Below are 25441 nucleotides of genomic sequence, written 5' to 3'. Positions count from 1 at the left end.
GTCACCGGTGGGACCGTCGGCGCCCGGCCGGACCGGCCGCGGCCCGGCCGTCCGGGGCGCCCGGTGCGCTCCGGTGGTGGCCGGTGGCCGCGCGGAGGTCGGCGGCGAGAGCGCTCAGCCAGACCTCCACGTCGATGAGGGGCGGCAGCAGCCGCGGCGGCACCGCGGTGGCCACCTCGGACGGCAGCGCGGTGAACCGGACCTCCTCCGGCTGTGGTGGGAAGTCCGCCACCTGCCGGGCGGCCGCCTCCACCTCGCCGCACGCACGTGTGACCCAGTCCCGGGCCGCGGGCGGCAGACGGCCCCCCTCACCCGTCCGAGGCAGCCAGTAGGCACCGACCAGGACGCGCGCGCCGTAGTTGAGCGCGGCGAGCCAGTCGGGTCCGTCGGTTTGGGCGCGCGGGGGCGGCTCGGTGCGGTACTGGGCGTAGGCACCCTCCGCGATGCGGAGCCGGTGCCGGGTCAGCCGCAGGGCCGCGTCCGCGAGCTCCCGCGCCGCCCCGGGGTCCGGCCCCGTGGTGGCCGCCCCGGCGGTCGCGCCGACCAGGGGAGCCGTGGTCCGCAGCAGGACGCCGACGCTGTGCCGCACCTCGGCGCGTGCCCCGGCCGGCCAGGCGAGGAGACCGCACAGCAGACCGATCGCACTGCCGGTGAGCACGTCCACCAGACGCGCTTCCGCGAGCCGCCACGTCACGGGGGCGAGCTGCGCGAACGCCGTGGCGACGACCAGGGTGAACAGTCCCTGGGCCCAGGCAGGGCCCTCCACCGGCCCGACCGTGAAGGCCACCAGCATCATCGGCACCAGCAGGTACGCGTACACCTCGTCCGATCCGCCCACTCCGACGACGAGCCACCCGGCGGCGAACGCGCCCACCAGCGTGCCCACCGCCGCCGACCGCGCGACCGACCAGGTCGCCACGGCCGTGGTGCGCCCCAGGGTCAGCACCGACAGCAGCACCCAGAAGCCGTGCGGGAGGTCGAGCGAGCCCGCCACCAGCCGGGCCAGCGCGAGCCCGAGGGCGACGCGCCAGGCGTTCTGGAAGACGACGGAGCGCCGGGTGAGATGACCCGTGGCCCGGATCAGCCACAACCGGACGGCGCCCGTGCGGGCGTACCAGAACTGCTCGCGGGGCAGCCCCTGCACCGGGGTGCGGCCGTCGGCCGCCAGGGCCACCGCCGTGCGCGCGGTCACGGCCGACACCGCGATCGTCAGCACCGTCGACTGCCGCCGCAGCAGGGCGTGCGCGGACGGGGTCCGCACCTCGGGCGGAGCGCCGCGCACGGCCAGGAAGTGGGCGATCATCTCCTCGAGCCGCTCGGGACCGGAGGCGGGCCGGACCCGGCGCAGGGCCTGCGCCGTCTCCAGGCAGCCGGCCGCGACACCGCGCAGAAGGGCGTCCGAGGCCGGATCGGCTCCGGTGGAGGGCAGGCCGCTGAGCGTGGCGAGCTGGTCCAGCAACCGGCGCGTCGCGGCGCCCGCGTGGGCCAGCGCACGGTCCTTGCGCGCGGACCCGGTGGGGCGGGTGGCGGGCGGCAGCCGGGACAGGCGCAGGTCCCGGCCGGCCTGCCGCAACCCCGCGGCCCCGACGGGCTCGGTGGCGCCGCCGACGAGGTGCCCGGCCGTGCGGGCCGCGTAGGCCAGGGCGTCGGCGACCCGCTCCCGGTACGAGGTCTCCGCGGGGTCCGGCAGCAGGAGCAGTTCGCCCAGCGCCAGCAGCACCATGCCGACGGCCAGACCGGCCAGGCGCTGCGGCAGGGTGCCTGGGGCGTACGGCGGGAAGCAGGCCAGGATGTAGAACAACTCCAGGCCGGGCGCGGTTCCGGCCGGCCGGGGACCGAACGTCGTGCCGAACGTGAGCACGAACCCCACGACGAGCATGCCCGCCACGGCCGACCAGGTCGACACGGCGAGGACGGTGCCCAGGGCCACCAGAGCGGCGGCGGCCGGCAGGACCCGCAGGACGGTGCCGGCGCGTCTGCGGCCGGACCCGGGATTCGGGGACAGCACACCGAACGCGATCGGGGCGAACAAGGCGTAGATCGCGGCGACGGGCTGGTCCCACAGGTGCAGGGCGGGGTAGAAGCCGACGGCCGAGGCGGCCGTCACGCGCAGGGCCCGCCGACCGGCCCGGAGGGATGCGGAGAGCGACGGCCGTTTCGCCATGGGCGACCTCCACGCGCACCGCGTCCGGAGCCGGTCCTGGACACTCCTGTCCCACCAGTGTCACCCGGCTCCGACGCTCACGCGGCGGCACACGGCGGCACGCGGCGGCACGAGGCGGCACGCGTCGCACGGCCGTGCCGCCGGCCGTCCGGGCCCGACGAGCGCCGCGGCCGCCGCCTCAGTCGACCAGGACGCCCGGGTTGAGGACGCGCCGGGGGTCCAGGGCGTCCTTGGCGGCGCGCAGCGCGGCCGCGAAGGGCCCCGGACGCTGGAGGTCGTAGCCGGGACGGTGGTCGCGGCCGACGGCATGGTGGTGGGTGATGGTCGCGCGGTGCCGGTGGAGCACCTCGCAGGCGGCGGCCTTCACCTCGTCCCACACGGCGACCTCGTCACCGGGGCGCGCGGCGACGGCGACGGTGAAGTAGGGGGCCGCGCCGTCCGGGTACACGTGCGTCAGACGGCAGTTGACCGTGGCCGGGTGCCCGGTGGCCTTCCGCGCGGCGGCGCCGACCTCGGTCCGTACGGTGTCGACGAGGGCGGGGAGGCGGTCCCAGGTGGTGGCCGTCTCGAAGGTCTCCACGACGGCACCCATCCGGGCCAGGCCGTCCCGCAGGTACGGCATCCGCAGGAACGCCGAGCGCCACGCGCCGACCGCCGCGTCGGCCGGGGCGTCCGGCCCGGCCGACGGTGCGCCGCCGGCAGCGGCCCGGCCACCGTGCGCGCGGGCCAGTTCCACAGCCGCGGCGAGGCGGTCGTCGACGGGCGCGGTGGCGGACTCGAAGCCCAGCACGAGGACGGAGGAACCGTCCCGTGCGGCCCCGGACAGCAGCGCCTCCCCGGGGTCGAGCAGGCGGCAGTTGGCCGGGGCGAGGTCAGACTGGGCGAGGGCCCGCACCGCGTCGAGCCCTTGGTGGAAGCCGGTGAAGGCGACGGACGCCGAAGCCTTGAAGCGGGGACGTTCCCGCAGGCGCATCCACGCTTCGGTGATGACGCCGAACGCCCCCTCGGAGCCGAGGAAGAACCGGTCGGGCGACGGTCCGGCACCGGACGCGGGCAGACGCCAGGACGTGCCGGAGCCCGCGGGTGTCACCACGGTCATGCCCTGCACGAAGTCGTCGATGTGGGTGCGCTCGGTGGCGTAGTGGCCCCCGGCGCGGGTGGCCAGCCAGCCGCCCAGGGTGGAGAACTCGAAGCTCTGCGGGAAGTGGCGCAGGGTGAGTCCGTGGGGCCGCAACCGCCGTTCCAGCGCGGGCCCGAGCGCGCCCGCCTGGATTCGGGCCGCGCGGCCGGCCGCGTCGATCTCCAGGACCCGGCCCATCGCGGTCAGGTCCAGCGACAGCACCGCGCGGTGGGCGTCCCCCCGGTACTCGACCCCGCCCACCACCGAGGTGCCGCCGCCGAACGGGATGACGGCCGCGCCCCGGTCGCCGGCCCACTCCAGCAGGTCGGCCACGTCCTGGTCGCGGCGCGGTCGGGCGACGAGGTCGGGGATCCGGCCCGGCCGGCCGTGCAGGGCCCGGGCGATGTCACGGTAGGCCTTGCCCATGGCGTGGGCGGCGCGTACGTCGGGCTCGGCACTGATCAGAGGGGCCAGCGCGGCGGGCGGTACCGCGCCGGGGCGGCCGATCCGCAGGTCGGCGATCCGCGGCGGGGGCAGGGGGCGGGCCCGCGTGCCCGGCAGGAGGGAGCCCAGGGCGACGCACTCGGCGTCACTGGGCTGGGCGTCGGTGTAGCCCCAGCCCCACCACGAGCGGGTGCGGGCCGGACCGGTGCCGGACGGCGCGGAGGACGAGGACATGCGTGTGCTCCCGACGAGACGCAGGAAGTTACCCGACGGAAAATTACCCTAGGGTAATATCGGGGTCATGCCAACGCCGCCTGCGCGGGCCGGCACCAAGGGAGTGCCCAGGGCCGCACGCGAACGACAGATGCTCGCCGCCGCCACCGAGGAGTTCGGCCGCCGCGGCTACGAGGCCACCACCATGGCCGCCGTCGCCGCCCGGGTGGGCGTCACCAAACCCCTGCTCCACCAGTACTTCGGCAGCAAGCAGGACCTCTACCTGGCCTGTCTCGACCCGGTCGGCCGCCGTCTGCTGGACGCGGTCCGCAGCGCCATGGCCGAACCAGGCCCGGGCGCGCCGCCCACGCCCCTGCGCGTGCTGAGCGCCCTGTTCACCGCGCTGGACGGGCAGCGCGCGGCCTGGTCCGTCCTCTACGACGCCACCCTGCCGCCCGGCAGCGACGCCGCCCTGCGTGCCGCGCACTACCGGGACGCCCTCGACGACCTGGCCGCCGTCGGCACCGCCGACCTGCTGCGCAGCGCGGGTTCCGCCGATCCGCTGGACGCCGACGCCCTCACGTACGCCTGGCGCGGCCTGTGCACCGCCCTGGTGCGCTGGTGGGTGACGCACCCGGAGCAGACGGCGCAGGCCATGACGGAACGCTGCGCACGCCTGTTCACGGCGGGGCGTCGCATCCTCGCCGCGGACGAGGAGGGCACGGGCCCGTGACGGCGGCCCGGCCACCGGGAGTTGCCCGGGCGCCGCGGACCGTCCCCGCGCCCATCCCATAACCTCGTGCGTGAGAGGTCGTACGTCCCTCAAGGAGGTCCCGGTGCTCGGAAGAGGCCCGCGGTTGCTCGCCGGCGCCCTGGCCGCGGTCTGTCTGCTGCTCATCGGCCCCAGTGCGCCGAGCGGCGCCCTCGTCGGCGGTTCCGCACCCGTCGAAGCCGCCAGGGACGTCGTGCCGAACCGGGTCATGACGTGGAACCTGTGCAATCCCTGCGAGGTCGGCGACGCCGAACGGGCGGCGGAGATCGCCGAGTACGCTCCGCAGGTCGTCGGCATGCAGGAGGCGTGCGTCCGGGACGTCGAGCGGATCCGCGACTACCTGGAGCACCTGCACGGGCTGGTCTACCACGTCGAGTACGGCTCCGTCCTGCGGAGTTGGGGACGCTGCGGAGGGCTGCCGTGGAACCCGGGGGGCTTCGGCCAGGCGATCCTCTCGGCGGCCCCCATGACCGGCCTGGTCACCGCCGAGTACCCCGACGGCGGGTCCGAGGACCGCGGGTACATGGCGGTCACGACCACCGTGGGCGACCGTCCGGTCAGGGTCTTCAACACGCACCTCGCGCAGCGGCGCCAGGAGGAGGTCCGCGCCGGCCAGGTCGGGGTCCTCACCGAAGAAGTGGCGCGGCACGACCGGGCGATCGTCCTCGGCGACTTCAACGCCGTGCCGGAGGCACCCGAACTCACCGGGATGTGGACCCTGGCGACGGACACCGACCCCCAGTGCCGTCCCGCACCCAGCGGCACCTGCCGGCCGACCACCGACTGGCAGAGCAAGTTCGACTACGTCTTCCTGCGCGGCATCGCCCCTCGCGACCACCGCGTCCACCCGAGCCCCGCCTCCGACCACCACGTGGTGTACGCCGACCTGGATATGCCCGGGCCGGCGCGTCGGTCCTGAACGGGTGAGGGACGGCGGCCGGGTTCGCGCCGGACCCCTCGGGGAAAAGCGCTCGCGCCCGGGGCTCGCGGGGCAGAGACTCGTGCCCCATGAGGGACATGGGGGCGTTCGAGGACGCGGTGACGGCGTGGGCGGTCGGCGGCTCCGGCGGCCCCGCGCGCGAACTGGCGTCGCTGCTGCGGGTACGGGCCGCCGTCCTGCTCGAAGGGCGGAGCGACGTGGCCGCGGTCGACGCCCTGGCGGCCCGACGGGGCCGGGACCTGGCGGCCGAAGGGATCTGCGTCCTCTCGATCGGCGGAGCGATGAGCGTGGGGCGCTACGCCCGGCTGCTGGGCCCACCCGGGCTGGGCCTGCGCCTCACGGGGCTGTGCGACGAGGGGGAACGCGACTACTACGCCCGGGGTTTCGCGAACGCCGGTGCGGAACGGGACGACTTCTTCGTCTGCGTGGCGGACCTGGAGGAGGAACTCGTCCGCGCCCTGGGCGTGGCGCGCGTGGAGGAACTCGTCCGGGAGGAAGGGGACGGCCGGCCCCTCCAGACCTTCCTGCGCCAGCCCGCCCAGCAAGGCCGGGCCCCGCAGCAGCAGTTGCGCCGGTTCCTCGGGACGAAGAAGGGCCGCAAAATCCACTACGGCCGCGTCCTGGTCGAGGCGCTCACACCGGACCAGGTGCCACAGCCGCTGGACGGTCTGTTCACGGTGCTGTGAGCACGCCGCCCGCGCCTGGGCCGCCGGGCCGCCTGCACCTTGGCTGCCCCCGGGCCGTCTGAGCCGGGCCGCCGCTGTGCCGCCCGCGTCTGACCGTCGCCGCGCCGTTCCCGCCCCGGCTGCGGCCGCGCCGCCCGTGCCTGGCCACCGTCGCGCCGCCCGCAGCCGACCACCGTCGCGCCGCCTGCGTCTGGCCGCCGTCGCGCTGTCCGCGCCCCGGCCGTTGTCGCGCCGTTCCGTCCCGGCTGTGGCCGCGTCGTTCTCGAGCTGGCCGTCGCCGTGTCGCCTGCGTCTGGCCGTCGCCGTGCCTGTTCCTGCCCCGGCCGTCGCCGTGTCGCCCGTGCCCCGGCAACACCTGGACACGCCGTCGCGCCGCCCGCGCCTGGTCGTCGTAGCGCCGCCTGCGTCTGGTTGTCGTCGCGCGGTTCCCGGGCTGGCCGCCGTCCCGCCTCCCGCGCCTGGCCATCGCCGGACGCGCCGTCGCGCCCCCCGCGCGTGGCCGTCGCCGCGCCGCCCGCGCTCCGGCCACCGTCGGACATGCCGTCGCGCCGCCCGCGCCTGGCCGCGTCACGCCATCCCCGCCCCAACCGTCGTCGCGCCGCCTGCGTCCGGCCGTCGCCGCGCCGTCCCCGCTCCGGCCGTTGCCGCACCCACCGTCGCCGGACCCGCCGTCCCCGTCCCCGCCGTCGCGGGGCCGGCCCCCGTCGGTTACGCCCCCGCCTCCGCCGTGCGGGCCTCGATCGCGCGGAGCACCGCGACCATGTCGTCGCCGCCGTGGCCCCGCCGCACCGTCTCCTCGTAGAGGGCGTGGCAGACGTCGAGGAGCGGGGACGCCACGTCGGCCTTGCGGGCGGCCTCCGCGATCAGGCGGTTGTTCTTCAGCACGTCCGCCGCCGCGGCCTGGACCGAGAAGTCGCGCTCCAGCAGCTTCGGCCCCTTCATGCGGGAGACGGCACTGGCCATCGGGCCCGCGTCCAGGACGTTCCGCAGCAGCCCCTGGTCCAGCCCGTGCCGGCCGGCGAAGTGGAAGGACTCCGCGAGCCCGGTGACCACGGTGATCAGGAACAGGTTCACGGAGAACTTCATCAGCAGCGCCCCCGGCACGGGCCCGCACCCGAAAGTCTCCTTGCACACCGGCGCGAGCAGCGGCCGCACAGCCGCCACCGCGTCCTCGTCTCCGGCCAGCATCCCCACCAGCTCGCCCCGATCGGCGGGCACGCGGCTCCCGGAGACCGGGGCCTCGACGTACCGTCCGCCGGCGCCCCGGATCTCGCCCTCCAGGGCCCGGGAGTACTCCGCCGAGGTCGTGCCCATGTGGACGACCGTGCGGCCGGCGACGCGCCGGCCGAAGTCCGGGGTGCCCCGCCCGAGCACGGTGTCGACGGCGGCCTCGTCGGCCAGCATCAGGAACACCGTGCCCGCCCGGTGGAACACCTCCTCGGCGTCCGCCGCCACGTCGGCGCCGGCGGCCCGCAGCGGCTCGCATCGCCCGGGCGTGCGGTTCCACACCACGAGCCGCGTCCCGGCGCGGGCCATGTTCCGTGCCATGGGCTGTCCCATGACCCCCAGGCCGATGAAACCGACGTCCATGACGCACCGCCCTCTCCGCCCGCCTCTCCGCCCGCCCGATCGCCGGGCCGACGACGAGCCCCTCGACTATGACAGCCGTCATAGTAGCCGCCGCCATGACAGCGGTCATAGGGTGAGCGCAGACGGAATCACGTGCGGCACGACGGAGGGCTCGATGGCGGAGCGGGAACGGACACCGCGCGAGCGGATGGTCTTCAGCGCCGCCCAGCTCATCCGCCGTGAGGGAGTCGTCTCCACCGGCATGCGCGAGGTCGCCGTCGACGCCGGCGCGCCGCGCGGTTCGCTCCAGCACTACTTCCCCGGCGGGAAGACGCAGCTGGTCGACGAGGCGGTGGACTGGGCGGGGGGCTACGCGGCCCGGCGGGTCGCCCGGTTCCTGGCCGACCTGCCCGAGCCGACGCCCGGCGCGCTGTTCGCCGCGATGGTGCGTCAGTGGACCGACGAGTACGAGACGGCCGGCTTCTCCGGCGGCTGCCCGGTCGCCGCCGCCACGGTCGACTGCGCGGAGTCCGCCGACTCCACCCGCCGGGCGGCGTCCGCTGCCTTCGGCAGGTGGACCTCCGCGGTGGCCGACGCCCTGACCGGGATGGGCGTGCCGGGGGAGCGGGCCGGCGCGCTCGCCACCCTCATGATCAGCAGCCTCGAGGGGGCCATCCTCCTCGCCCGGGCCGAGCGGGACGTCCGCCCCCTCACGACCGTGGTCCGGGAGCTGGGTCCCGTCCTGGACGCCGCGGCCCGGACGAAGGGCGACTGACGCACGCGGGCGGGTCGGCCGCGTCGCTCACTCGGGCCAGTCGGAGCCGTTGACGACGTCCACGAAGTCGACGCGGCGGAAGCCGGGCACGAAGTGGGCCAGCACGTCCGCGTTCACCGTGCCGAAGGTGGTCACCGGGCGGTGCCGGAACCCGTCCGTGAACGCCTGGAGGATCCGGCGCTTGAAGTCCGGGCGGGGGTGGGCCGCGGTGACCTCCTCGATCTGGGCCCGGGTGAGATTCCCCAGGTTCAGGCCGAGCACGTCCGTCTCCACCCCGGCGGTGGTCGCCGCGATCTCCGGCGCGAGTTTGTAGGGCACCTCGGGCGTGGTGTGCAGGGCGACGGCCGTCCAGACGGTCTCGGCGTCGGCCGCGGACATCCCGTGGGCCAGCGCGAACGCGCGGGCCTGGTCGGCGCCGTCCATCTCGAAGCGCTGGTCCGCACTGCGGTAGGGCTCGACCAGCCCGGTGTCGTGGAAGAGCGCCGCCACGTACAGCATCTCGGGATCGGGGGCGAGGCCCCGCGCCGCCTGGAGGCTGCCGAAGAGGTACACCCGCCGGGAGTGGTGGTAGATCAGCGGCGGGGTGGTGCTGCGGATGAGATCCGTGGCCTCGCGGACGAGCGCGCTGTCGGGGACGACGACGCCGGCGATCTTCTCACTCATGAGGGGCTCTCCTCGGTGCGGGGGTGGTCGGTCCCTCCACCCTCCGTCCGCCGGGGGTGCCGCGTCCCCTCCCGGACGGCCCACAACCCCTCGCGAACGGCCACCCCCGCACAGCGGCCGACGGGCCCGCGGCTCATCGGGAACCGGGCGCGGCGCGCGACCCCGAGCCCGTCGTCGTGAAGCGGCGCTGATACCTGGTCGGGGAGACGCCCAGATGGCGCGCGAACGCCCGGCGCAGACTCTCGTAACTGGGGAAACCCGAACGGGCGGCCGCCTCCGTCGCGTTGTGCCCCGAGTCCAGCAGGGCCTTCGCCATGTCGAAGCGGATCAGCTCCACGTACCTCATGGGCGTGGTGTCCAGCTCCGAGCGGAACATGCGCGTCAGATGCCGGGGACTGACCCGCACCCGCGCGGCCAGGGCCTCCAGGCTGTGATCAGCGGTCGGATCGGCCTGGACGGCGTCCTGGACCCGGCGCAGCACCGGCGTCTGCGGGGCCGGCCCCCGCAGCGACGCCGAGAACTGGGACTGGCCGCCCGACCGCTGCATGTACACCACGAGGGACCGCGCGACACTGCGGGCCAGGTCCGCGCCGTGCTCCTGCTCCACCAGGGCGAGCGCCAGGTCGATGCCCGCCGTCACCCCCGCCGAGGTGTAGAGGTCCCCGTCCCGGACGAAGAGCGCGTCGGGCTCGACGCGGGCCGTGGGGCAGCGCCTGGCCAGCAGCTCCGTGTGCTGCCAGTGCGTCGTCGCCCGCCTGCCGTCGAGCAGGCCCGCCGCGCCGAGGATGAACGCGCCGGTGCAGATCGACGCGACGCGACCGGCCCGGGAGGCCAGCTCGCGCGCGGCGGCGGCGAGGTCCGGTTCCACATGCCCCTGAGGCACCCGGTCGCCCCCGACCACCAGCAGGGTGTCGAAGGCGGGGGCCGCGCCGGCGTCGGTGTCGACCGGCACCCGCACGCCGATCGAGGAGGCGACCGGGCCGCCGTCGACCGACACGAGGGCCAGCCGGTAGTGCGCCCCGAACCGATTGGCCTCGCTGAAGACCTCGGCGGGCCCGGACAGGTCCAGCATCTTCATACCGTCGAACACGAGCACACCGATGCTGTGCTCGCTCGGCTTCATCGTCGTCCCCCGCTCGGCTTCCGGGCCGTCCGCGTCGCCGTGTGCCCCTGGTCCAGCAGCGACTTCGGCAGATCGAACCGGATGGACTCGACGTACCGGGCGGGTGTGGTGGACAGTTCGTCGCGGAAGAGCCGGGTGAGGTGGCGCGGTCTCGTGTTCAGGTGCCCGGCGAGCTCGGTGAGCGAGTGCCGCCCCGGGGGGGCGAGCACGACCGCGACCCGGATGCCGATCGGCGAGGTGACCTGCTCGCCCGTGGGTGACAGCGGCCGGATCCGGTAGTCGGCGCCGAGCCGGTTCGCCTCCTCGAACACCTCGGTGGGACCGGGGAGGTCCAGCAGCTTCACCCCGTCGTGGACGAGGATCGCGATGTGGTGAGCGGTGGGATGCACGGGGTCTTCCTGCCTGTCCTGATTCGGGTGGTTCCTGGCCGGACCGAGGCGGCGCCGGAGCAGCCGCGGCGGCACGGTGGAGGAAAGGACACCCGCACCGGCGGAAAGGCACTCCAAAAGCACTCCGCCGGTGACACCCGGTGAAACGCCGGTGACCCCCGTATGGAAAGAGAACGACGTCATGACCGACACAGTCGCTGGAATCGCATTCCCCCGGACCGCGGCGACCGACGAAGCCACCCGACGCGTCCGGGAAATGGTAAGCCCACTGGTCTTCCACCATTCCCGGCGGGTGTTCCTCTTCGGCTCCCTGCACGCCCGGGCGCTCGGGCTGCGGCCGGACCCCGAGCTGCTCTACCTGGCCGCCATGTTCCACGACACGGGCCTGCTGACGCCGTTCTCCGACACCGTCCAGCGGTTCGAGCTCGACGGTGCGGACCACGCCCGGAAGTTCCTGCTCGACCAGGGGTTCTCCAGCGGTACCGCGGACGTCGTCTGGCAGGCGGTGGCCCTGCACTCGACGCCCGGCATCCCCGGCCGGATGGGTCCGGAGATCGCCGCCACCCACGTCGGTGTGCTGACCGACGCCATCGGCTGGGGACTGGACGAGCTGGACGCCGGTGCGGTGGAGGCCGTCACCGCCGTCCATCCGCGCGGCGACTTCAAGAAGGAGTTCCTGCAGGAATTCGTCGACGGGCTCAAGAACCGCCCGGAGACGACGTACGGCACCGTGAATTCCGACGTCCTCCAGCATTTCGTGCCCGATTTCCGGCCCACCAGCATGGTCGAGCGCGTCACCGGCTCGGCCTGGCCGCGGTGAGCACCGCAACTTCGACTCCTTGTGACCACCGAAAGGAAACGCCATGCGAGCCGTCACCGTACGGGACCGCTCCGCCGGGATCGCCGGACTGTCCCTGACGGAGCTGGAGCACCCGCACGCCGCCGAGAACGACGTCGTCGTGCGCGTGCACGCCGCCGGCTTCACCCCCGGTGAGCTGGACTGGCCGGCGACCTGGACCGACCGGGCCGGCCGGGACCGCACCCCGAGCGTCCCCGGCCACGAGCTGTCCGGCGTCGTCGTCCAACTCGGCTACGGCACCACCGGACTGACTGTGGGACAGCGGGTCTTCGGCCTCGGCGACTGGGCGCGCGACGGCTCGCTCGCCGAGTACACGGCGGTCGAGGCGCGCAACCTCGCCCCCCTCCCGGCGGACGTCGACCCCACGGTCGCGGCGGCCCTGCCGATCTCCGGACTCACCGCCTGGCAGGGCCTGTTCGACCACGGGCACCTCACCACCGGCCGGACCGTGCTGATCCACGGCGCCGCGGGCGGGGTCGGGTCGCTCGCCGTGCAGCTCGCCCACGACGCCGGGGCCCGCGTCATCGGCACCGGCAGGGCCCACTCCCGTGAGACGGTGCTGGGGCTGGGCGCGGACGCCTTCGTGGACCTGCACGGCGACCGGCTGGAGGACATCGGCGAGGTCGACCTCGTCCTCGACGTGCTCGGCGGAGAGATCCTCGACCGTTCGACCGCGCTGGTGCGCGCCGGCGGCACCGTGGTCACCATCGCCGAACCGCCCCGCGTCCGGCCGGAGAACGGCCGAGCCGTGTTCTTCGTCGTGGAACCCGACCGCGCCCGTCTCTCCGACCTGGTCCGGCGTGTACGGGACGGACGGCTGCGGCCCCTCGTCGGAGACGTACGCCCCCTGTCCGAGGCGCCCGACGCCTTCGCCCCCGGCAAGCGCGCTCCGGGCAAGACGATCATCCGGGTGGCGGAGGACTGAGGCCGACGCGGCGGGCCGGCGAACCGGCGGCCCGCCGCAGTGGCAGGGTTCACCGCGTCACTTCCACGGCGCCGAGAACGCCCGCCCGGGCACGGGCTTGGCGATCAGCGCCACCGGGATGAAGAAGTTGACCTGGCCGATCACGAACATCAGCGTGGCCAGCGCCTTGGCCTCGTAGTGCCCGGCCGCCTGCGCGTACAGCTCGTCCCGCACCCGCTCGCCGTCGGTGGACGGTTGCAGGACGGCCTCCACCAGTGCCAGCGCGGCCCGCTCGGCAGCGGAGAAGTACGGCGAGTCCTGCCAGGAGGCCACCGAGGTGATCCGCTCCTCCTGCTCCCCGGCCTTGCGCAGGAAGCCCGTGTGCAGAACGGTCAGATAGGTGCTGCCGACGATCTGCCCGGCGCGCAGCTGCACCAGGCCGATCGTGGAGCGCGGCACCGACCCGTTTCCGGTGACCCGGAACAACGCCGCCGACACGTCGGCCAGTTCGGGGACGAGTTCCGCCGGGTCCTCGGGCATCCGCGGGGCCATCGGGATCTCGGCCGTGATCGCACGTGTTTCCATCACTGTCTCCTCGGTCTCCTGGTCGCTGTCACCTCTGTGACGGATCGCGGCGCGGAAGTGTGACCGAGGCGCACGATCCCGTCTCGTGCAGCGGCACCCGGCGGGAGCCGCGCCCGTGTCGTGCGCGGCTGCCGGTCAGAGGTCGAACTCGTGCGGGGGCAGGTCGAGCGCGTAGCACGCCTCGCGGACCACCGCCTGCTCGTCCTTGTCGAAGTCGCCGTCGGCACCGCCGATGACGATGCCGATCTGGACGACGGCCCGTGCCTCGGCCGGCTTCTTCTTCGCCTTGGCGATCTCCTGCATGACGCTCACTTTGCCGAAGTCGAAGTCGGCGGCGAGCTTGTCGAGGTTCTCCTCGAACCGGCGGCGCAGGTCGTCCGCGGAGAAGTTCTGGAGCACCTCGTTGGTTCCGATGAGCTGGGCCACGCGCCGCCGCTCGGACGGGTCCACGGAGCCGTCGGCCGCGGCGACCAGGGCGCACATGGCCATGCTCGCGTCGCGGAACGCGCCACTCTTGAGGTCGTTCTTCTTCGCGACGAGCTGGGTCTGCATCGTCGAGGCGGATTCCTTGAGGCGGTCCCACAGTGCCATGGGTGAACTCCGTAAGCGCGTCGGTTACTTCTACAGTGATGTAGAAGTTACCAGGGTGAGGGGCGTGGTGGGACCACGGGGGGAGGAGTTCGTCCGGGACCGGGGCCGGGGCGGCTGGTATTACTGGGGCATGCATGAAGAGACCGCGCAGTCCGCGATCGACACGTTCATCTCGGCCTTCAACGCCTCGAACGACGGCTATGTGACGGGGCTGCTGTCCCAGGCGCTGACCTCGGACGTGGTCTTCTGGGGGCCGCTGGGGCGCAGCGAGGGCATCGAGGCGGTCGAGCGGTTCGTGCTGGACATCAGGCGTCACCCGGCGGGTGCCGGCACGATGGTGCGCTGCTCGGCCGTCGACATGCCCGACGAGTGGGCCCGCTACCAGTGGGTGTTCACCACGCCGGACGGAGGCCCCCGCCTCGGGGGAACCGACGTCGTCCATCTGCGCCGAAGTCTCATCGACCAGATCATCGTCTTCGCGGGCGAGATCGAGCCGTCCCCGCACTGAGCCGCCGCCGGCGCGCCCGGGCCGTCGTCACCCGTCCTGGTCCGTCGGGTCACCCGTCCCGGTCCGTCGGGTCACCCGGCCCGCCGTCGTCCGGGCCCAGGCGCACGCAGCACTCGCCCGGCCGAGGGGCCAGGACCGCACGCACACCGCTGACCCGCAGGCCGTCGAGGTAGCCGCCGAGGAAGGCGTGGTTCATGCCGCACACCAGGCCCGGCGCCTTGGCGGCCAGCGGGTGGAAGGGGCAGTTCCGTAGCCGCAGTTCCGTGGGGGTCTCCCGCACGGGCTCGTAGCCGTACCGCTCCAGCAGGCTTTCGCAGGCGGTCAGACCGCGTTCGGGGCCCAGTCGCCCCGGGCGGGTCTCGTCCCGGGCGGCCTCGCCCATCCGCCGCCCCCGCTGCCCGGCGGAACGCACCGCGGCCTGAGCGGCGCTCTCGTCGGCGCCCTCGGTCAGGACGGCGTCCAGCAGGAGATCCGCCAGGAGTTCATGGCGCCGCCGGTCAACCCGACAGGTGGCGCTGGATCCAGTCCGCCGCGGTGCGGCGGAACAGGCGGCGGTTGTCGGCGCGGCGGAAGTCGTGCCCCTCGTGCTGGAGGACGACCAGTTCCGCCTCCACCCCGCGGTCCCGGGCCGCCCGCACGAACTGCTCGGACTCACCCGGCGGCACGTTGGTGTCGTGCTGGCCGTGCACCGCCATCACGGGCGCCCGCAGGGCGTCGATGCGGCTCATCGGCGACAGGGAGCGCAGCAGCTCCCGGTCGCGTTCGGGATGCCCGTACTTGTGGGCCGCCGACCGGGCGATCCACGGCTCGGTGCCGGCGAAGAACGTCGCGAAGTCCGACATGCCGCAGACGGCCACACCCGTGCGGAACAGGTCCGGGTGCCACACCAGGGACGCCAGCGTCAGGTAGCCGCCGTAGGAGTGGCCCATGACGGCGAGCCGCCTCGGATCGGCCAGCCCGGCGAGGATCGCGTGCGCCGCACAGTCCGCGACGTCGTCGATCGCGGCGAACCGGCCCGTGCCCAGGTCGGCGTCGACGAAGGAGCGCCCGTAGCCGGAGGAGCCGCGCACGTCGGGGGCGAACACGTCCAGGCCCCGGCCGACGAGCTCGTGGTAGAGCGGGTCGAACACGGGGCGTTCCTGGTCCTCCGGGCCACCGTGGAGATGGATGACGCAGGGCGCGGGCTCGCCGGGTGCCCGGCCCGGGGCTCGGTAGTACCAGCCGCCGAGGGTGAGCCCGTCCCGGGCGGTGGGCCGCATGGGCACCGGCCGCACGGGCGGACGGTCATCGGGGACCGTGTCCTCGTCCCGGGAGGACCACGGGGTCCGCAGGGCCGTGCCCTGGTACAGCCACCACAGGCCCGGGCGCCGCTGCGACCCGGAGAGCGCCACGACCGGGCCGTCCGGGTCGGCGGTGGAGGCGACCCGGGTGACGACCTCGTGCGGCAGGGGCACCTCCCGCGCGGGTCCCACCGCGGCGACGGGCCCGGCCACGGCCGGGGAGCCGGCCGGCGCGGCCGTGCCCGGGGGAGCGGCCGTGCCCGCCGTCCCGTCCACCGGGTCCGCCGCCGCGTGGAGCGCGACGATCTCCAGCTCGCTCACGCCGCGCACGTTCCACACGAGCGCGGCGCCGCGGCCGTCGCGGTCCACGGCCAGCAGTTCCAGGCCGCAGTCGGGGCGCTCCGCCGCCACGGTGAGGCCCGTGCGCCGTCCCCGCGCGTCCAGCCGCAGCGCGTACAGGGCGGCGAACTCCCGGTCGTGGTCGCTGCGCAGCCACAGCGTCCGCCGGTCCGGTGAGAACCCGCCGATCCACGGATCGCCGTCGGCGACGGGAAGCGAGCAGGTGATCCTCAGATCGCGGGTGTCGACGACCAGCGCCTCGCGGCGGCCGCGGGGTCCGCGCCGCAGCAGGGCCAGCCTGCCGTCGCGGCTCAGGTCGCACACCCGCAGGGTCGCCGCGCCGCGCTCGCTCGCCAGGAACACCGGCGCGGAGGCACCCTCCGGGTCGACGAGGTACGTCGACAGCGTCAGCGGCGCCGGCTCCTCGCCCCCGGCGCGGTGGCCCTCCGGGGCGAGGCCGTCGCCGGTGACGGTGAACGAGGGCGCGGGCGTGGAGGGTTGCCCGCCCAGCAGGACGGCGGGGCCGTCGCGCGTGTCCCAGCCGGGCGGCAGGGACGGCCCCGGGGCGCCGCTCTCGGTCCGCACCGGCGCCACCTCGGCTCCACCCGGGCCGCTGTGCGGCGGCGGCTCCGCGACCGTCACGGCGACGGCCGAACCGTCACGCCGCCAGCAGCCCAGATGGGCGGAGCTGCCCGGCTCGGCACCGGCCAGGACCCGCCGTCCGGTGCCGTCCGGGCGCACGCACAGCACGCGGGTCAGCTCCCCGCCCTCGGGGGCGGTCGTGTACGCGATCCACCGGCCGTCGGGGGACCAGGACACCTCGATGACCGGGTCCGGGTCGGCGTCCAGCAGATGCACGTCCCCGTCGACGGCCCCGGCCCACAACTGCGGGACACCGCGCCGGTCGCAGATGAACGCCACCTGCCTGCCGCTCGGGTCGGCCGACGGGTACCAGCAGCCGTGCCCCGCCAGCACCGTCGGCCCGTCGTCGGGCGCCGTGGCGTCGGGCAGGTGCAGGGGCGCGGGCGCGGGCAGCGAGCCGCCGGACGCCGGGTCCGCCGCCGGGCCGGCGTCCAGCAGGTCCCACCACCGGGTGGCGGTGTCACTCCCGTCCACCACCGGCCAGGGAGCGCCCGGCGCGTCAGGCGTAGTCGTCCCCGGCGCACCGGCCCAGGGGGACGGGGCGGCCCGCTCCGCGCGCCTGCCGGTCAGTTGATCCCGTGCGTCTGCAGCCATATCTCCAGCAAAGCTACCTGCCACAACGTGTTGGCCCCACGACGGGTGCGGTGCGCGTCGGGCGCGGCGAGCAGTTCGGTCACGTACTCCTGGCGGAACACGCCCCGGCCCTTGGCCTCGGGGGCGGTCAGGGCCTCGCGGACCCGCTCCAGCACCGGACCGGCCATGTGCTTGATCGCCGGCACCGGGAAGTAGCCCTTGGGCCGGTCCACGACCTCACGCGGCAGCACCTTGCGCCCCACGGCCTTCAGGATGCCCTTGCCGCCGTCGGCGAGCTTGAGTTCGGGCGGGCAGGCGGCGGCCAGCTCGACCAGGTCGTGGTCGAGGAACGGCACCCGCGCCTCCAGGCCCCAGTCCATCGTCATGTTGTCGACGCGCTTGACCGGGTCGTCGACCATCAGCACGTGCGTGTCGAGCCTCAGGTCCGCGTCCAGCGCGGTCTCGGCGCCCGGGGCCGCCATGTGCCGCCGCACGAACTCGGCGGACACGTCGTGCGCGGGCATCAGGGCCGGCTCCAGGATCCGGGCCAGGTCCGTGTGCGAGCGGTCGGAGTAGGCGTCGAGGTAGGCCTGCGCGGCGCGCTCGCGCGGCACGTCCGCCATGGCCGGGTACCAGCTGTAGCCGGCGAACACCTCGTCGGCGCCCTGGCCGCTCTGCACGACCTTGACTTCCTTGGCGACCTGCTCGGACAGCAGGTGGAAGGCGACCACGTCGTGGCTCATCATCGGTTCGCTCATGGCGGCGACCGCGCCGTCGAGCGCCTGGGACACCCGGTCGGAGGGGACCAGCAGCTGGTGGTGGTCGGTGCCGAAGTGGCGTGCCACCAGGTCCGAGTAGTGGAACTCGTCGCCCTCCTCGCCTCCTTCGGACTCGAAGCCGACGCTGAACGTTGCCAGGTCGCGCTGCCCCTCCTGGGCCAGCAGGGCGACGATGAGGCTGGAGTCCAGGCCGCCCGAGAGCAGCACGCCCACCGGCACGTCGGCGACCATGCGGCGGCGCACGGCGGTGCGCAGCGACTCCAGCACGGCGTCCGTCCAGTCGTCGGCGCTCATCGCCGCGTGCTCGGGACGGCGGACGTAGTCGGGCTGCCAGTAGCAGTGGTCGCGGTGCGTGCCGTCCGGCTCGATGACGCGGACGGTGGCGGGCGGCAGCTTGCGCACGCCGTTGAGGACTGTGCGCTCGGCGGGCACGGTGGCGTGCCAGCTGAAGTAGTGGTGCAGGGCGACCGGGTCGAGGGAGGTGTCGACCCCGTCCCCGGCCAGCAGCGCGGGCAGCGACGAGGCGAAACGCAGCCGGTCGGCGGTCTGTGTGAGGTACAGCGGCTTGATGCCGAGCCGGTCCCGGCCCAGGACCACCCGGCCGGTGTCCTGCTCGACCAGCACGAACGCGAACATGCCGTAGAACCGCTCGACGCAGGAGCTGCCCCACTCCTCGTACGCCTTGAGCACGACCTCGGTGTCCGAGTCGGAGAAGAAGGTGTGGCCCAGGCGGCGCAGTTCCTCGCGCAGCTCACGGTAGTTGTAGACGCAGCCGTTGAACACGCCGGCGACCCGGCCGCCCGGGTCGGTCATGGGCTGGGCGCCGGTCTCCGACAAGCCGATGATCTTGAGCCGGCGATGGCCGAGGGCCACCGGGCCCTGGGACCACAACCCGCGCCCGTCGGGGCCGCGCGGCGCGAGCCGGTCGGTCATGCGCTCGACCGCCGCGATGTCCGGGCGCCGCCCGTCGAAGCGGATCTCTCCGCTGAGTCCGCACATCAGACCCGCCCCCTTCCGTCGCCGTCGACGACTGAAGCGGGCCGCGGCGCGCTGCGGACGGCGTGCGGCGCCGGCGAAGGGGGCCACGAGCTGGGCATGGGGGAACAACTCCTTGATCTCGGCGATGGTGTCGGCAGGCCGGGCGAGCCGGGCCTGCCACGGCGGCGGGAAGTCGGGGAGAGCGAAAGGCGGTGCAGCGGCATGGGACTCAGCCCGCGATTCCCCCGGCCGCGCTCCGGCGGAGCTCCGGGCGGACCGTCGTGTTCCCCCCGCCGGTGAACGGCCGCAAGGGGGCGGGGGCGGCCCGCCGGGCGGTACGTCCGCCACGCGTCTCGTCGACCAGGAGGTCGACGCTGGCCAGCAGGTCCTCGGAGGCCGCCACGCGCCGCAGCCGCTGGGCGGCGCTCCCGGCGGCCAGCGCCTCGTCCAGCAGGGTGCTCACGGTCTCCCAGTCGCCGGAAGCCTGCAGCGCCGGGCGCAGGCGGTCGCGCATCCGGCGCAGCACCGCGGCAGCCGGGGCCGCCCGCCGCGTCCGCGGGTCGACCAGGGGCCCTTCGAGGCCGGAGCGGGCCGCACGCCAGGTGGCGGCGCGCAGCCACTCGTGGTGGCCGTCGCAGACGGGGCCGCTGTCCTTCTCCAGCCGCTCGCAGGCGTCGCGCACCAGTGCCCGGAACAGCCCGGCGACCAGCACGACCGTCTCGGCCCGGGGGCAGGCGTCGCAGATGCGCAGCTCCAGTGTTCCCTGGTGGGCCGAGGGGCGTACGTCGTGGTAGAGCATCCCCGGGTCGCTGATGACGCCCGAACCGATCAGCTCGGCGACGGCGGCGTCGTACTCCTGGGCGCTGCCGTGGCATCCGGCGGGGCCCGTGGTGGGCCAGCGCTGCCACACCATCGTGCGCCAGCTCGCGTACCCGGTGTCCGAGCCCAGCCAGAACGGCGAGCTCGCGGAGAGCGCGAGCAGCGGCGGCAGCCAGGGCGACACCAGGCACATGGCACGCACGGCGGTGTCGCGGTCGGGCACGTCGACATGGATCTGGGCGCTGCAGACGAGCTGCTCGTGCACGAGCTTGCGGTACTCGTCGGCCATGTGCCGGTAGCGCGGGTCGTCGGTGACGTCCTCGGCGCCGAGCTGCGCGAGCGGGACGGTGCCGGCCGCCACGACGGCGAGGCCGAGGGAGGACGCTGCCGCGTCCAGCCGGCGCCGCGCTCCGGTGAGGTCGGCGTGGAGGGCGTCGAGGGTGTCGTGCACCTCGCTGTTGCGCTCCACCGACGATCGCTGGAGCTCGGTGGTGAACCCGGGTCTGTCCAGCCGCTCGAGCACGGCTCGTCCTCGTGGCACCAGGCGCCCGCTCTCCACGTCCACCACGTGGAACTCTTCTTCTGCCCCGATACGCAACGTCACGGTCTCTCTCCCCTTGGCGGGTCCTGCGTCGGCCGCCGGAGGACTGCGGCCCCTGTGGCCGCGGCGGAGGCCGATCCGCGCCTACCGAGTGCCCTGACCTGGCTCGTACAAGCATGCGATGTGCCACATGGGGCCCAGCAGCCTCACATGAGCGATACAGCCCCGGGCGTTACGGCGGCGCCGCCGGACCGGCGAGCGGGTCCGGCGGGCCGGTCAGGCACGCCGGTCAGGCCGTGTCGCCGCGGCCGTGCCAGTCGAGGCACATCACCGTGGCGTCGTCCTGGGGGTGGCCGTCGCAGGCGTCCTTCACGGCGTTGGTGAGGACCTGCACGGCCTGCCGGGGGTGCAGGTCGCGGGTGTCGCGCAGCAGGCCGCGCAGGTCGACGGCGGCCGCCTTGCGGTCCTGCATGCCGTCGGTGATCAGCAGCAGCCGGTCCCCGGGGCGCAGGTCGATCTCCTGGATCCGGTAGGGCACCGGTGAGGGCACGCCGAACGGCAGGTTCACCGACAGGCGGATCTCCTCCACGGTGCCGTCGCGCAGCCGCAGCGGCCAGGGGTGGCCCGCGTTGATCAGCTCGACGCGTTCCTCCTGGAACTCGATGCACAGCAGCTGCCCGGTGGCCATGGCGCCGCGGCCGTGGGCCCGCAGCGCCCGGTGCGCCTGACGGGCCTGCTCCAGCACGTTGCACCCGGCCCGGCGGGCGCCGCGCAGGGCGCCGAGCAGCAGGGTCGCCAGGAGGGCGGAGTCGACGTCGTGCCCCATGGCGTCGGTCAGCGACAGGTGCAGGGTGTCGCGGTCGAGGCAGTAGTCGTAGGTGTCACCGCCGATGTCGTCCGCGGGGACGAGGGCGCAGGCGACGGTGAACTGCGGTGCCTCGCAGGAGGACGCCGAGGGCAGCAGCTGGTGCTGGATCTCCGCGGCGAGGGTCAGCGGAGTGGTGCGCTGCCCCCACTGGTAGAGGTCGGTGAAGCGGCGGTCGGTGACGATGATGTACGCCAGTGCGTGCGCCGCCTCGGTGACGTGCCGCAATACGGTCTCGTCGGCGTGGGGGAGCGTCATCTCCAGCACGCCGACGCAGTCGCCGCGGTTGGTGACCGGGGCGATGACGAGCGCTCTGCCCTCCGCATCCGTCTCCTGATGCAGCCGCTGCGTGCGCAGAACCCGGTCGTAGGGGCTGCCCCTAAGGGGGGTGCGCTCGGCGTCCGCCTCCTCGGCGCCGGCGTCCGCCGCCTTCAGGCGCACCAGCTCCTGGCCGACGAAGTCGAGGAACAGGAAGGAGGTCGACACCGCACCGAAGCGCTTCTGCAGATAGCCGGCCACCACGTCGACGGACTCCATCGGCGCTGCGTCCTCGGCTGCCGCCAGCACCTCGCCCAGATCGAATTCGACGGCCACGGCGACCCCCCTTTCCGGTCGCCACCTCTTTTATCCCGCTTCGAGGAGGGCACACCTGGGGTCCGGCTTCCACCGCCCGCGCACACCGCCACCAGGGCCCGGCGGCGGTGTGCCGCCGGGCCCTGGTGGCGGCTCAGGACACGGCGGTGAGCCGGAACCTCTGCCCGGCCGAGCCGTCGCAGGGGCGCTGCACCAGCTGCGTGCCGGCGGTCGCCGTACCGGTGGTGCTCAGGCACTTGCCGCTGTGCCGGGCGACGAAGCGGTACCCGCCGTCCGGCTCCCGCACCGGGCGCCACTGCTGGTTCCCGCCACCGCCGTAGGACCACAGTTGCAGGGGTGCGCCGTCGGCGGTGGAGACGCCGGTGACATCGACGGACTGCTGCGGGTTGCCGCGGGCGGCGATCCGGCTGTAGCCGCCGTCGGTGGGCCGGAACTGCCACTGCTGGGCGGCGGTGCCGTTGCAGGTGTACTGCTGCACGGCCGTTCCGTCGGCCGTGGCCGCCGCCCGTGCGTCGACGCAGGTGCCGTGGGCGCCGTCGGCCAGGGAGTACCAGGCCGTCCCCGAGATCGGGTCGTCGGGGGCGGGCCCGTTCCCCGCCCCGCCGAGCCACTTGAGGCCGTCGATGAGGAAGCGGTTCTGGGTGGCGCTGGCGAACGTGGACGACAGTCGCGTGTTGGTTTCGTAGTTCATGGCGTTGTGGCCGAAGTTCGCATACAGCATCCGGTACTGGGTGTTGGTCCACAGGATCGGGTAGTAGCCGCTGTACCACGACTGGTTCGGGTCGGTGCCGAGCGGGAAACTCGACGGGTCCACCGACGCCAGGACCTTGATGTCCGGGTTGGCCCGCAGGTCGTTGGACCAGCTGTACCACTCGCTGACCGACGAGGTGAACGTCGCGGGCAGGGCGGCGGTGGCCGGATGGGTCCGGTCCTCGGTGCGCAGCACCGCCGTGGTCGGTCCCCAGGTGTTGGACCGGAAGGCGCCGCTGCCGAGAAAGGAGTTGTAGAACCACGGCCAGGAGCCGGCCTGGGTGGTGAACGCCGAGACGTGGAAGCCCAGCCAGCCGCCCCCGGCCCTGACGTACCGCTCGAAGCCGGCGCGCTGGGCCGCCGTCTGCGGCGCGTCGTCAAGGAAGAGGACGACCTGGTAGTCGTCCACGCCGCCGTCGGCCAGCAGGTTCCAGTCGGTCGTCGCCGTGTAGGCGAAGCCGTTCTCCGCCGCGGCCCGCGGGAACCACGCGTTGGCCTCCTTGACGAAGTCGATGTGCGCGGCGTCCCAGGTCCCGTTGTAGAAGGCGATGACCTTGAACGCGGGGGCCCGTACGGCGGCGGAGGCGGGGGGCCCGGCGAGGGCCGGGGCGATCAGCCCCAGCACCAGCGCCGGCAGGAGCAGCAGCCGTGCCGCGAGCCGCCTCACGGGTAGCTCACCAGGTTCGCCACGTTGGTCGAGGAGTTCGACGGCCCGCCCCGGTCGTTGATGACGTGCCGGATGGTGCCGGTGCCGCCCAGCGAGACGGTCACCATGTTCCGGAAGCGCACGTCGGGGCGGTTCGGCACCTCGAAGGCGTGCTCCGCGGTGACGGCGGGGTTGACGTTGAAGTAGCAGTAGCTGCCCAGTCCGTACGCCTGGTGGCTGGTGACCGAGTCGGCGACCTTGTAGGCGGCGTAGCCCTGCGTCGAACCGTTCATCCAGGCGGCCTGGTTGGGCGGGTCGTAGGGCATCTCGTTCTGGTAGAAGTACGTCCGGCCGCCGTTGCCGTTCCAGATGGTCTGGTGCTTCTGGTAGTGCTCGACGAACAGGCCGTACATGGTCACGTCGTCGCCGTTCACGACGAGTCCGGTGTCGGCGGTGTTGGTGTTCCAGCCGATGCCCGAGCCGTGGTCGCCGCGCCAGATCCACATGTGGTCGCCGATGACGTCGTCGCTGTGGACGACGAGGCTCGTGGTGGCCTTGCCGACGGCCGCGCCGCCCACGCGGAAGTACACGTCGTGCAGCGAGGTCGGGTTCGCCCCGTGGTCGGCGGACGTCCCGGACGGCCCGATCTCCACCAGCGAGCGGGAGTTGGTGGTGCCCGCGTCGAAGAGGACCCCGGCGATCTTCACGCCGTCGACGTCGGCGACGGTCATGGCCGTGACGCCGTTGTCCGGGATGAACGTCGCGAGCCCCAGGCCGAGGACCACGGTGTTCGCGCGGGTCACGCGCAGCGTCTGGTCCAGGTGGTACACGCCCGGAGTGACCAGCAGGTTCTTGCCCTCGGCGAGGGCCGCGTTGATCTGCGCCGCGGTCGCGCCCGGCTTGACGACGAAGAACTGGTCGATGCCGAGCGAGGTGCCGGCGGCGTTCCCCCCGGCCCAGGTGGTGGCCGAGGAGTCGGCCCGCAGCGCCGGGACGAACACCTTGTAGGCGCCGGCGCCGTCCACGTACAGGAAGGGCTTCTCCCGGACGGTGGGGGTCTGGTTCACCGTCGTGTAGGGCGGGTTGGGGAAGGTGTTGCCCGGCACGCCCTGGCTGCCGACGAAGACCATGTTCCAGTTGGAGCCGGTCCAGCTGCCGAGCTGGGAGTTGCGGGTGAGCCACTGCTGCTGGCTGCCCGAGCGCACCTGGCCGTCGATCTTGCTGTCGGCCATGAAGCCGCCGCTGGACCAGCCGCCGTCGCTGAGTTCGAGGTTGCCGCGGACGTGCATGCGCCGGTAGCCGGACGCCTGGGAGACGGCCCAGCGGTCGGTGCCGCCGGTGGGGTTCACCGACAGGTTCTCGGCGCCGCGCCAGAAGTTCTGGGTGGCGTTCTGCGGCGGGAACCAGTCCGCCTCCACGTGCACCGCCCCGTTGATGGTCACGGAGTCGGGCGACTGGCCGAGGCCCAGCACCTGCGTGTAGAAGCCGACGTTGACGTCGTTGCTGTACGTGCCCGGCTTGAACATCACCGCGTACCGCTGGGACCCGAACTGGTTGGTCTCCTGCTGCCGGAAGATGGAGTCCAGCCGGCTCTGGATCGTCGAGGAGGGCATGCTCGGGTCGAAGACGACCACGTTGGGGCCGAGGTCGGCGTCTCCGGGAGCGGTGTTCACCGGGGACACCTGGAAGCGCTGCGCCGCCGTGCCGTTGCAGGTGTACTGCACCAGCTGGACGCTGTCGGCGGTGGAGGCCGCGGGAACGTCCAGGCACTTGCCGCTGTGCCGGTTGACGAAGTGGTAGGCGCCACCGCCCTCGTCGACGGCCCGCCACTGCTGGTTGCCGCCCCCGCCGTACGTCCACAGGTGCACGGCCGCGTTGTCGGCGGTGGAGACGTCACTGACGTCCACGACCTGCTGGGCGTCGTTGCGGTTGTTGATCCGCACGTAGCCGTCGCCGGTCGGGGTGAAGCTCCACTGCTGGGCGGTGCTGCTGTTGCAGGTGTACTGCTGCACGGCGGTGCCGTTGACGGTGGCCGCCGCGCGGGCGTCCAGGCACTTGCCGCTGCCGCTGTTCACCACGGTGGACCAGCCGTCGGGCAGCGCCGCCGCCGCGGCGGGAGCGGAGGGGGCCGCCTGCGCCGGGGGAGCGGCCCCGAGCAGGGAGAAGACGGTGGCGGCGGCCGCCAGGGCGGCGACCACGTGGGTGCGGGTGGCGGTGCGGGCGGACCGCGGGCGGCCGCCGGGGGCTGGTCGGGGGGCAGGAAGCATGGCTTCTCCTGTGCCGGGGGTACGGCGGGGTGGGGGACGTGGGGGACGTGGGGGAGGGGGCGG

22 protein-coding genes are annotated in these 25441 nt (G+C 74.0%); 7 read left to right on the top strand and 15 right to left on the bottom strand.

What is annotated here, in order from left to right:
• Window position 1: 1 nt before the first annotated feature.
• Entirely contained in the window at window positions 2-2164 is a 2163-nt protein-coding gene (locus ACH4C6_RS10190; RefSeq protein WP_398108104.1) for an FUSC family protein, read from the bottom strand.
• 178 nt (window positions 2165-2342) lie between these two features.
• Entirely contained in the window at window positions 2343-3962 is a 1620-nt protein-coding gene (locus ACH4C6_RS10185; protein ID WP_398108103.1) for an FAD-binding oxidoreductase, read from the bottom strand.
• Window positions 3963-4029: 67 nt separating this feature from the next.
• Here ACH4C6_RS10185 and ACH4C6_RS10180 point away from each other — a divergent pair, with 67 nt between their 5' ends.
• From ACH4C6_RS10180 to ACH4C6_RS10170, 3 genes are all read left to right on the top strand, one after another.
• The gene (locus tag ACH4C6_RS10180; protein ID WP_398108102.1) at window positions 4030-4674 is read left to right on the top strand and encodes a TetR/AcrR family transcriptional regulator; all 645 of its coding nucleotides are present in this window, start codon (window positions 4030-4032) and stop codon (window positions 4672-4674) included.
• Between the two features lie 103 nt (window positions 4675-4777).
• Window positions 4778-5632 carry an endonuclease/exonuclease/phosphatase family protein gene (locus ACH4C6_RS10175; protein WP_398108101.1) on the top strand — a complete coding sequence of 285 codons (855 nt, stop codon included), beginning with the start codon at window positions 4778-4780 and terminating at the stop codon, window positions 5630-5632.
• An 89-nt stretch (window positions 5633-5721) separates the two neighbouring features.
• Window positions 5722-6339: a TOPRIM nucleotidyl transferase/hydrolase domain-containing protein gene (locus ACH4C6_RS10170; RefSeq protein ID WP_398108100.1), complete on the top strand. Its 618-nt coding sequence runs from the start codon at window positions 5722-5724 to the stop codon at window positions 6337-6339.
• Between the two features lie 708 nt (window positions 6340-7047).
• Here ACH4C6_RS10170 and ACH4C6_RS10165 read toward each other — a convergent pair.
• The gene (locus ACH4C6_RS10165; protein WP_398108099.1) at window positions 7048-7929 is read right to left on the bottom strand and encodes an NAD(P)-dependent oxidoreductase; all 882 of its coding nucleotides are present in this window, start codon (window positions 7927-7929) and stop codon (window positions 7048-7050) included.
• A gap of 154 nt (window positions 7930-8083) precedes the next feature.
• Between ACH4C6_RS10165 and ACH4C6_RS10160 the strand changes: the two genes are divergently transcribed.
• Window positions 8084-8683, top strand: coding sequence for a TetR/AcrR family transcriptional regulator (locus tag ACH4C6_RS10160; protein ID WP_398108098.1), 600 nt, complete (start codon window positions 8084-8086; stop codon window positions 8681-8683).
• Between the two features lie 27 nt (window positions 8684-8710).
• On the opposite strand, the gene ACH4C6_RS10155 is transcribed toward ACH4C6_RS10160, so the two are convergent.
• From ACH4C6_RS10155 to ACH4C6_RS10145, 3 genes are all read right to left on the bottom strand, one after another.
• Window positions 8711-9346, bottom strand: a complete 636-nt coding sequence (locus ACH4C6_RS10155; protein ID WP_398108097.1) for an HD domain-containing protein — start codon at window positions 9344-9346, stop codon at window positions 8711-8713.
• 133 nt (window positions 9347-9479) lie between these two features.
• A complete protein-coding gene (locus tag ACH4C6_RS10150; RefSeq protein ID WP_398108096.1) occupies window positions 9480-10469 on the bottom strand; it encodes a GlxA family transcriptional regulator in 990 nt (329 codons plus the stop codon).
• A complete protein-coding gene (locus ACH4C6_RS10145; RefSeq protein ID WP_398108095.1) occupies window positions 10466-10858 on the bottom strand; it encodes a hypothetical protein in 393 nt (130 codons plus the stop codon). Before ACH4C6_RS10145 ends, ACH4C6_RS10150 begins: the two co-directional genes overlap by 4 nt.
• A gap of 181 nt (window positions 10859-11039) precedes the next feature.
• Here ACH4C6_RS10145 and ACH4C6_RS10140 point away from each other — a divergent pair, with 181 nt between their 5' ends.
• Window positions 11040-11678 carry an HD domain-containing protein gene (locus tag ACH4C6_RS10140; RefSeq protein WP_398108094.1) on the top strand — a complete coding sequence of 213 codons (639 nt, stop codon included), beginning with the start codon at window positions 11040-11042 and terminating at the stop codon, window positions 11676-11678.
• 43 nt (window positions 11679-11721) lie between these two features.
• Entirely contained in the window at window positions 11722-12642 is a 921-nt protein-coding gene (locus tag ACH4C6_RS10135; protein WP_398108093.1) for an NADP-dependent oxidoreductase, read from the top strand.
• Window positions 12643-12699: 57 nt separating this feature from the next.
• Here the strand turns inward: ACH4C6_RS10135 and ACH4C6_RS10130 are convergent, their stop codons facing one another.
• Together ACH4C6_RS10130 and ACH4C6_RS10125 are read right to left on the bottom strand one after the other, a co-directional pair.
• Complete coding sequence (locus tag ACH4C6_RS10130) at window positions 12700-13206, bottom strand: carboxymuconolactone decarboxylase family protein (RefSeq protein ID WP_398108092.1); 507 nt, start codon at window positions 13204-13206, stop codon at window positions 12700-12702.
• Window positions 13207-13341: 135 nt separating this feature from the next.
• Window positions 13342-13797 (bottom strand): tellurite resistance TerB family protein, encoded by a 456-nt coding sequence (locus ACH4C6_RS10125; RefSeq protein WP_398108091.1) that lies wholly within the window; start codon window positions 13795-13797, stop codon window positions 13342-13344.
• A 130-nt stretch (window positions 13798-13927) separates the two neighbouring features.
• On the opposite strand from ACH4C6_RS10125, the gene ACH4C6_RS10120 reads away from it, so the two are divergent.
• Complete coding sequence (locus ACH4C6_RS10120; RefSeq protein ID WP_398108090.1) at window positions 13928-14305, top strand: nuclear transport factor 2 family protein; 378 nt, start codon at window positions 13928-13930, stop codon at window positions 14303-14305.
• A gap of 49 nt (window positions 14306-14354) precedes the next feature.
• Here ACH4C6_RS10120 and ACH4C6_RS10115 read toward each other — a convergent pair whose 3' ends face one another.
• The 7 genes from ACH4C6_RS10115 to ACH4C6_RS10085 form a co-directional block, all read right to left on the bottom strand.
• Complete coding sequence (locus tag ACH4C6_RS10115) at window positions 14355-14687, bottom strand: hypothetical protein (protein WP_398108089.1); 333 nt, start codon at window positions 14685-14687, stop codon at window positions 14355-14357.
• 115 nt (window positions 14688-14802) lie between these two features.
• Window positions 14803-17160, bottom strand: coding sequence for a S9 family peptidase (locus tag ACH4C6_RS10110; protein ID WP_398108088.1), 2358 nt, complete (start codon window positions 17158-17160; stop codon window positions 14803-14805).
• On the bottom strand, window positions 17133-18917 hold the full coding sequence (locus ACH4C6_RS10105; protein WP_398108087.1) for an N-acetylglutaminylglutamine amidotransferase: 1785 nt from the start codon (window positions 18915-18917) through the stop codon (window positions 17133-17135). The genes ACH4C6_RS10110 and ACH4C6_RS10105 overlap by 28 nt, the downstream gene beginning before the upstream one ends.
• 208 nt (window positions 18918-19125) lie before the next feature.
• Entirely contained in the window at window positions 19126-20319 is a 1194-nt protein-coding gene (locus tag ACH4C6_RS10100) for a glutamate--cysteine ligase (RefSeq protein ID WP_398108086.1), read from the bottom strand.
• 226 nt (window positions 20320-20545) lie between these two features.
• The gene (locus ACH4C6_RS10095) at window positions 20546-21658 is read right to left on the bottom strand and encodes a PP2C family protein-serine/threonine phosphatase (RefSeq protein ID WP_398108697.1); all 1113 of its coding nucleotides are present in this window, start codon (window positions 21656-21658) and stop codon (window positions 20546-20548) included.
• Between the two features lie 190 nt (window positions 21659-21848).
• Window positions 21849-23132 carry a ThuA domain-containing protein gene (locus ACH4C6_RS10090; protein ID WP_398108085.1) on the bottom strand — a complete coding sequence of 428 codons (1284 nt, stop codon included), beginning with the start codon at window positions 23130-23132 and terminating at the stop codon, window positions 21849-21851.
• Complete coding sequence (locus ACH4C6_RS10085) at window positions 23129-25378, bottom strand: RICIN domain-containing protein (protein ID WP_398108084.1); 2250 nt, start codon at window positions 25376-25378, stop codon at window positions 23129-23131. The genes ACH4C6_RS10090 and ACH4C6_RS10085 overlap by 4 nt, the downstream gene beginning before the upstream one ends.
• Window positions 25379-25441 lie beyond the last annotated feature (63 nt).

Origin of the sequence: Streptomyces sp. NPDC017943, from assembly GCF_044328425.1 — a bacterium.
GTDB classification, from domain to species: Bacteria; Actinomycetota; Actinomycetes; order Streptomycetales; family Streptomycetaceae; genus Streptomyces; species Streptomyces djakartensis_A.
This window is presented reverse-complemented; position numbering and strand designations above follow the sequence as displayed.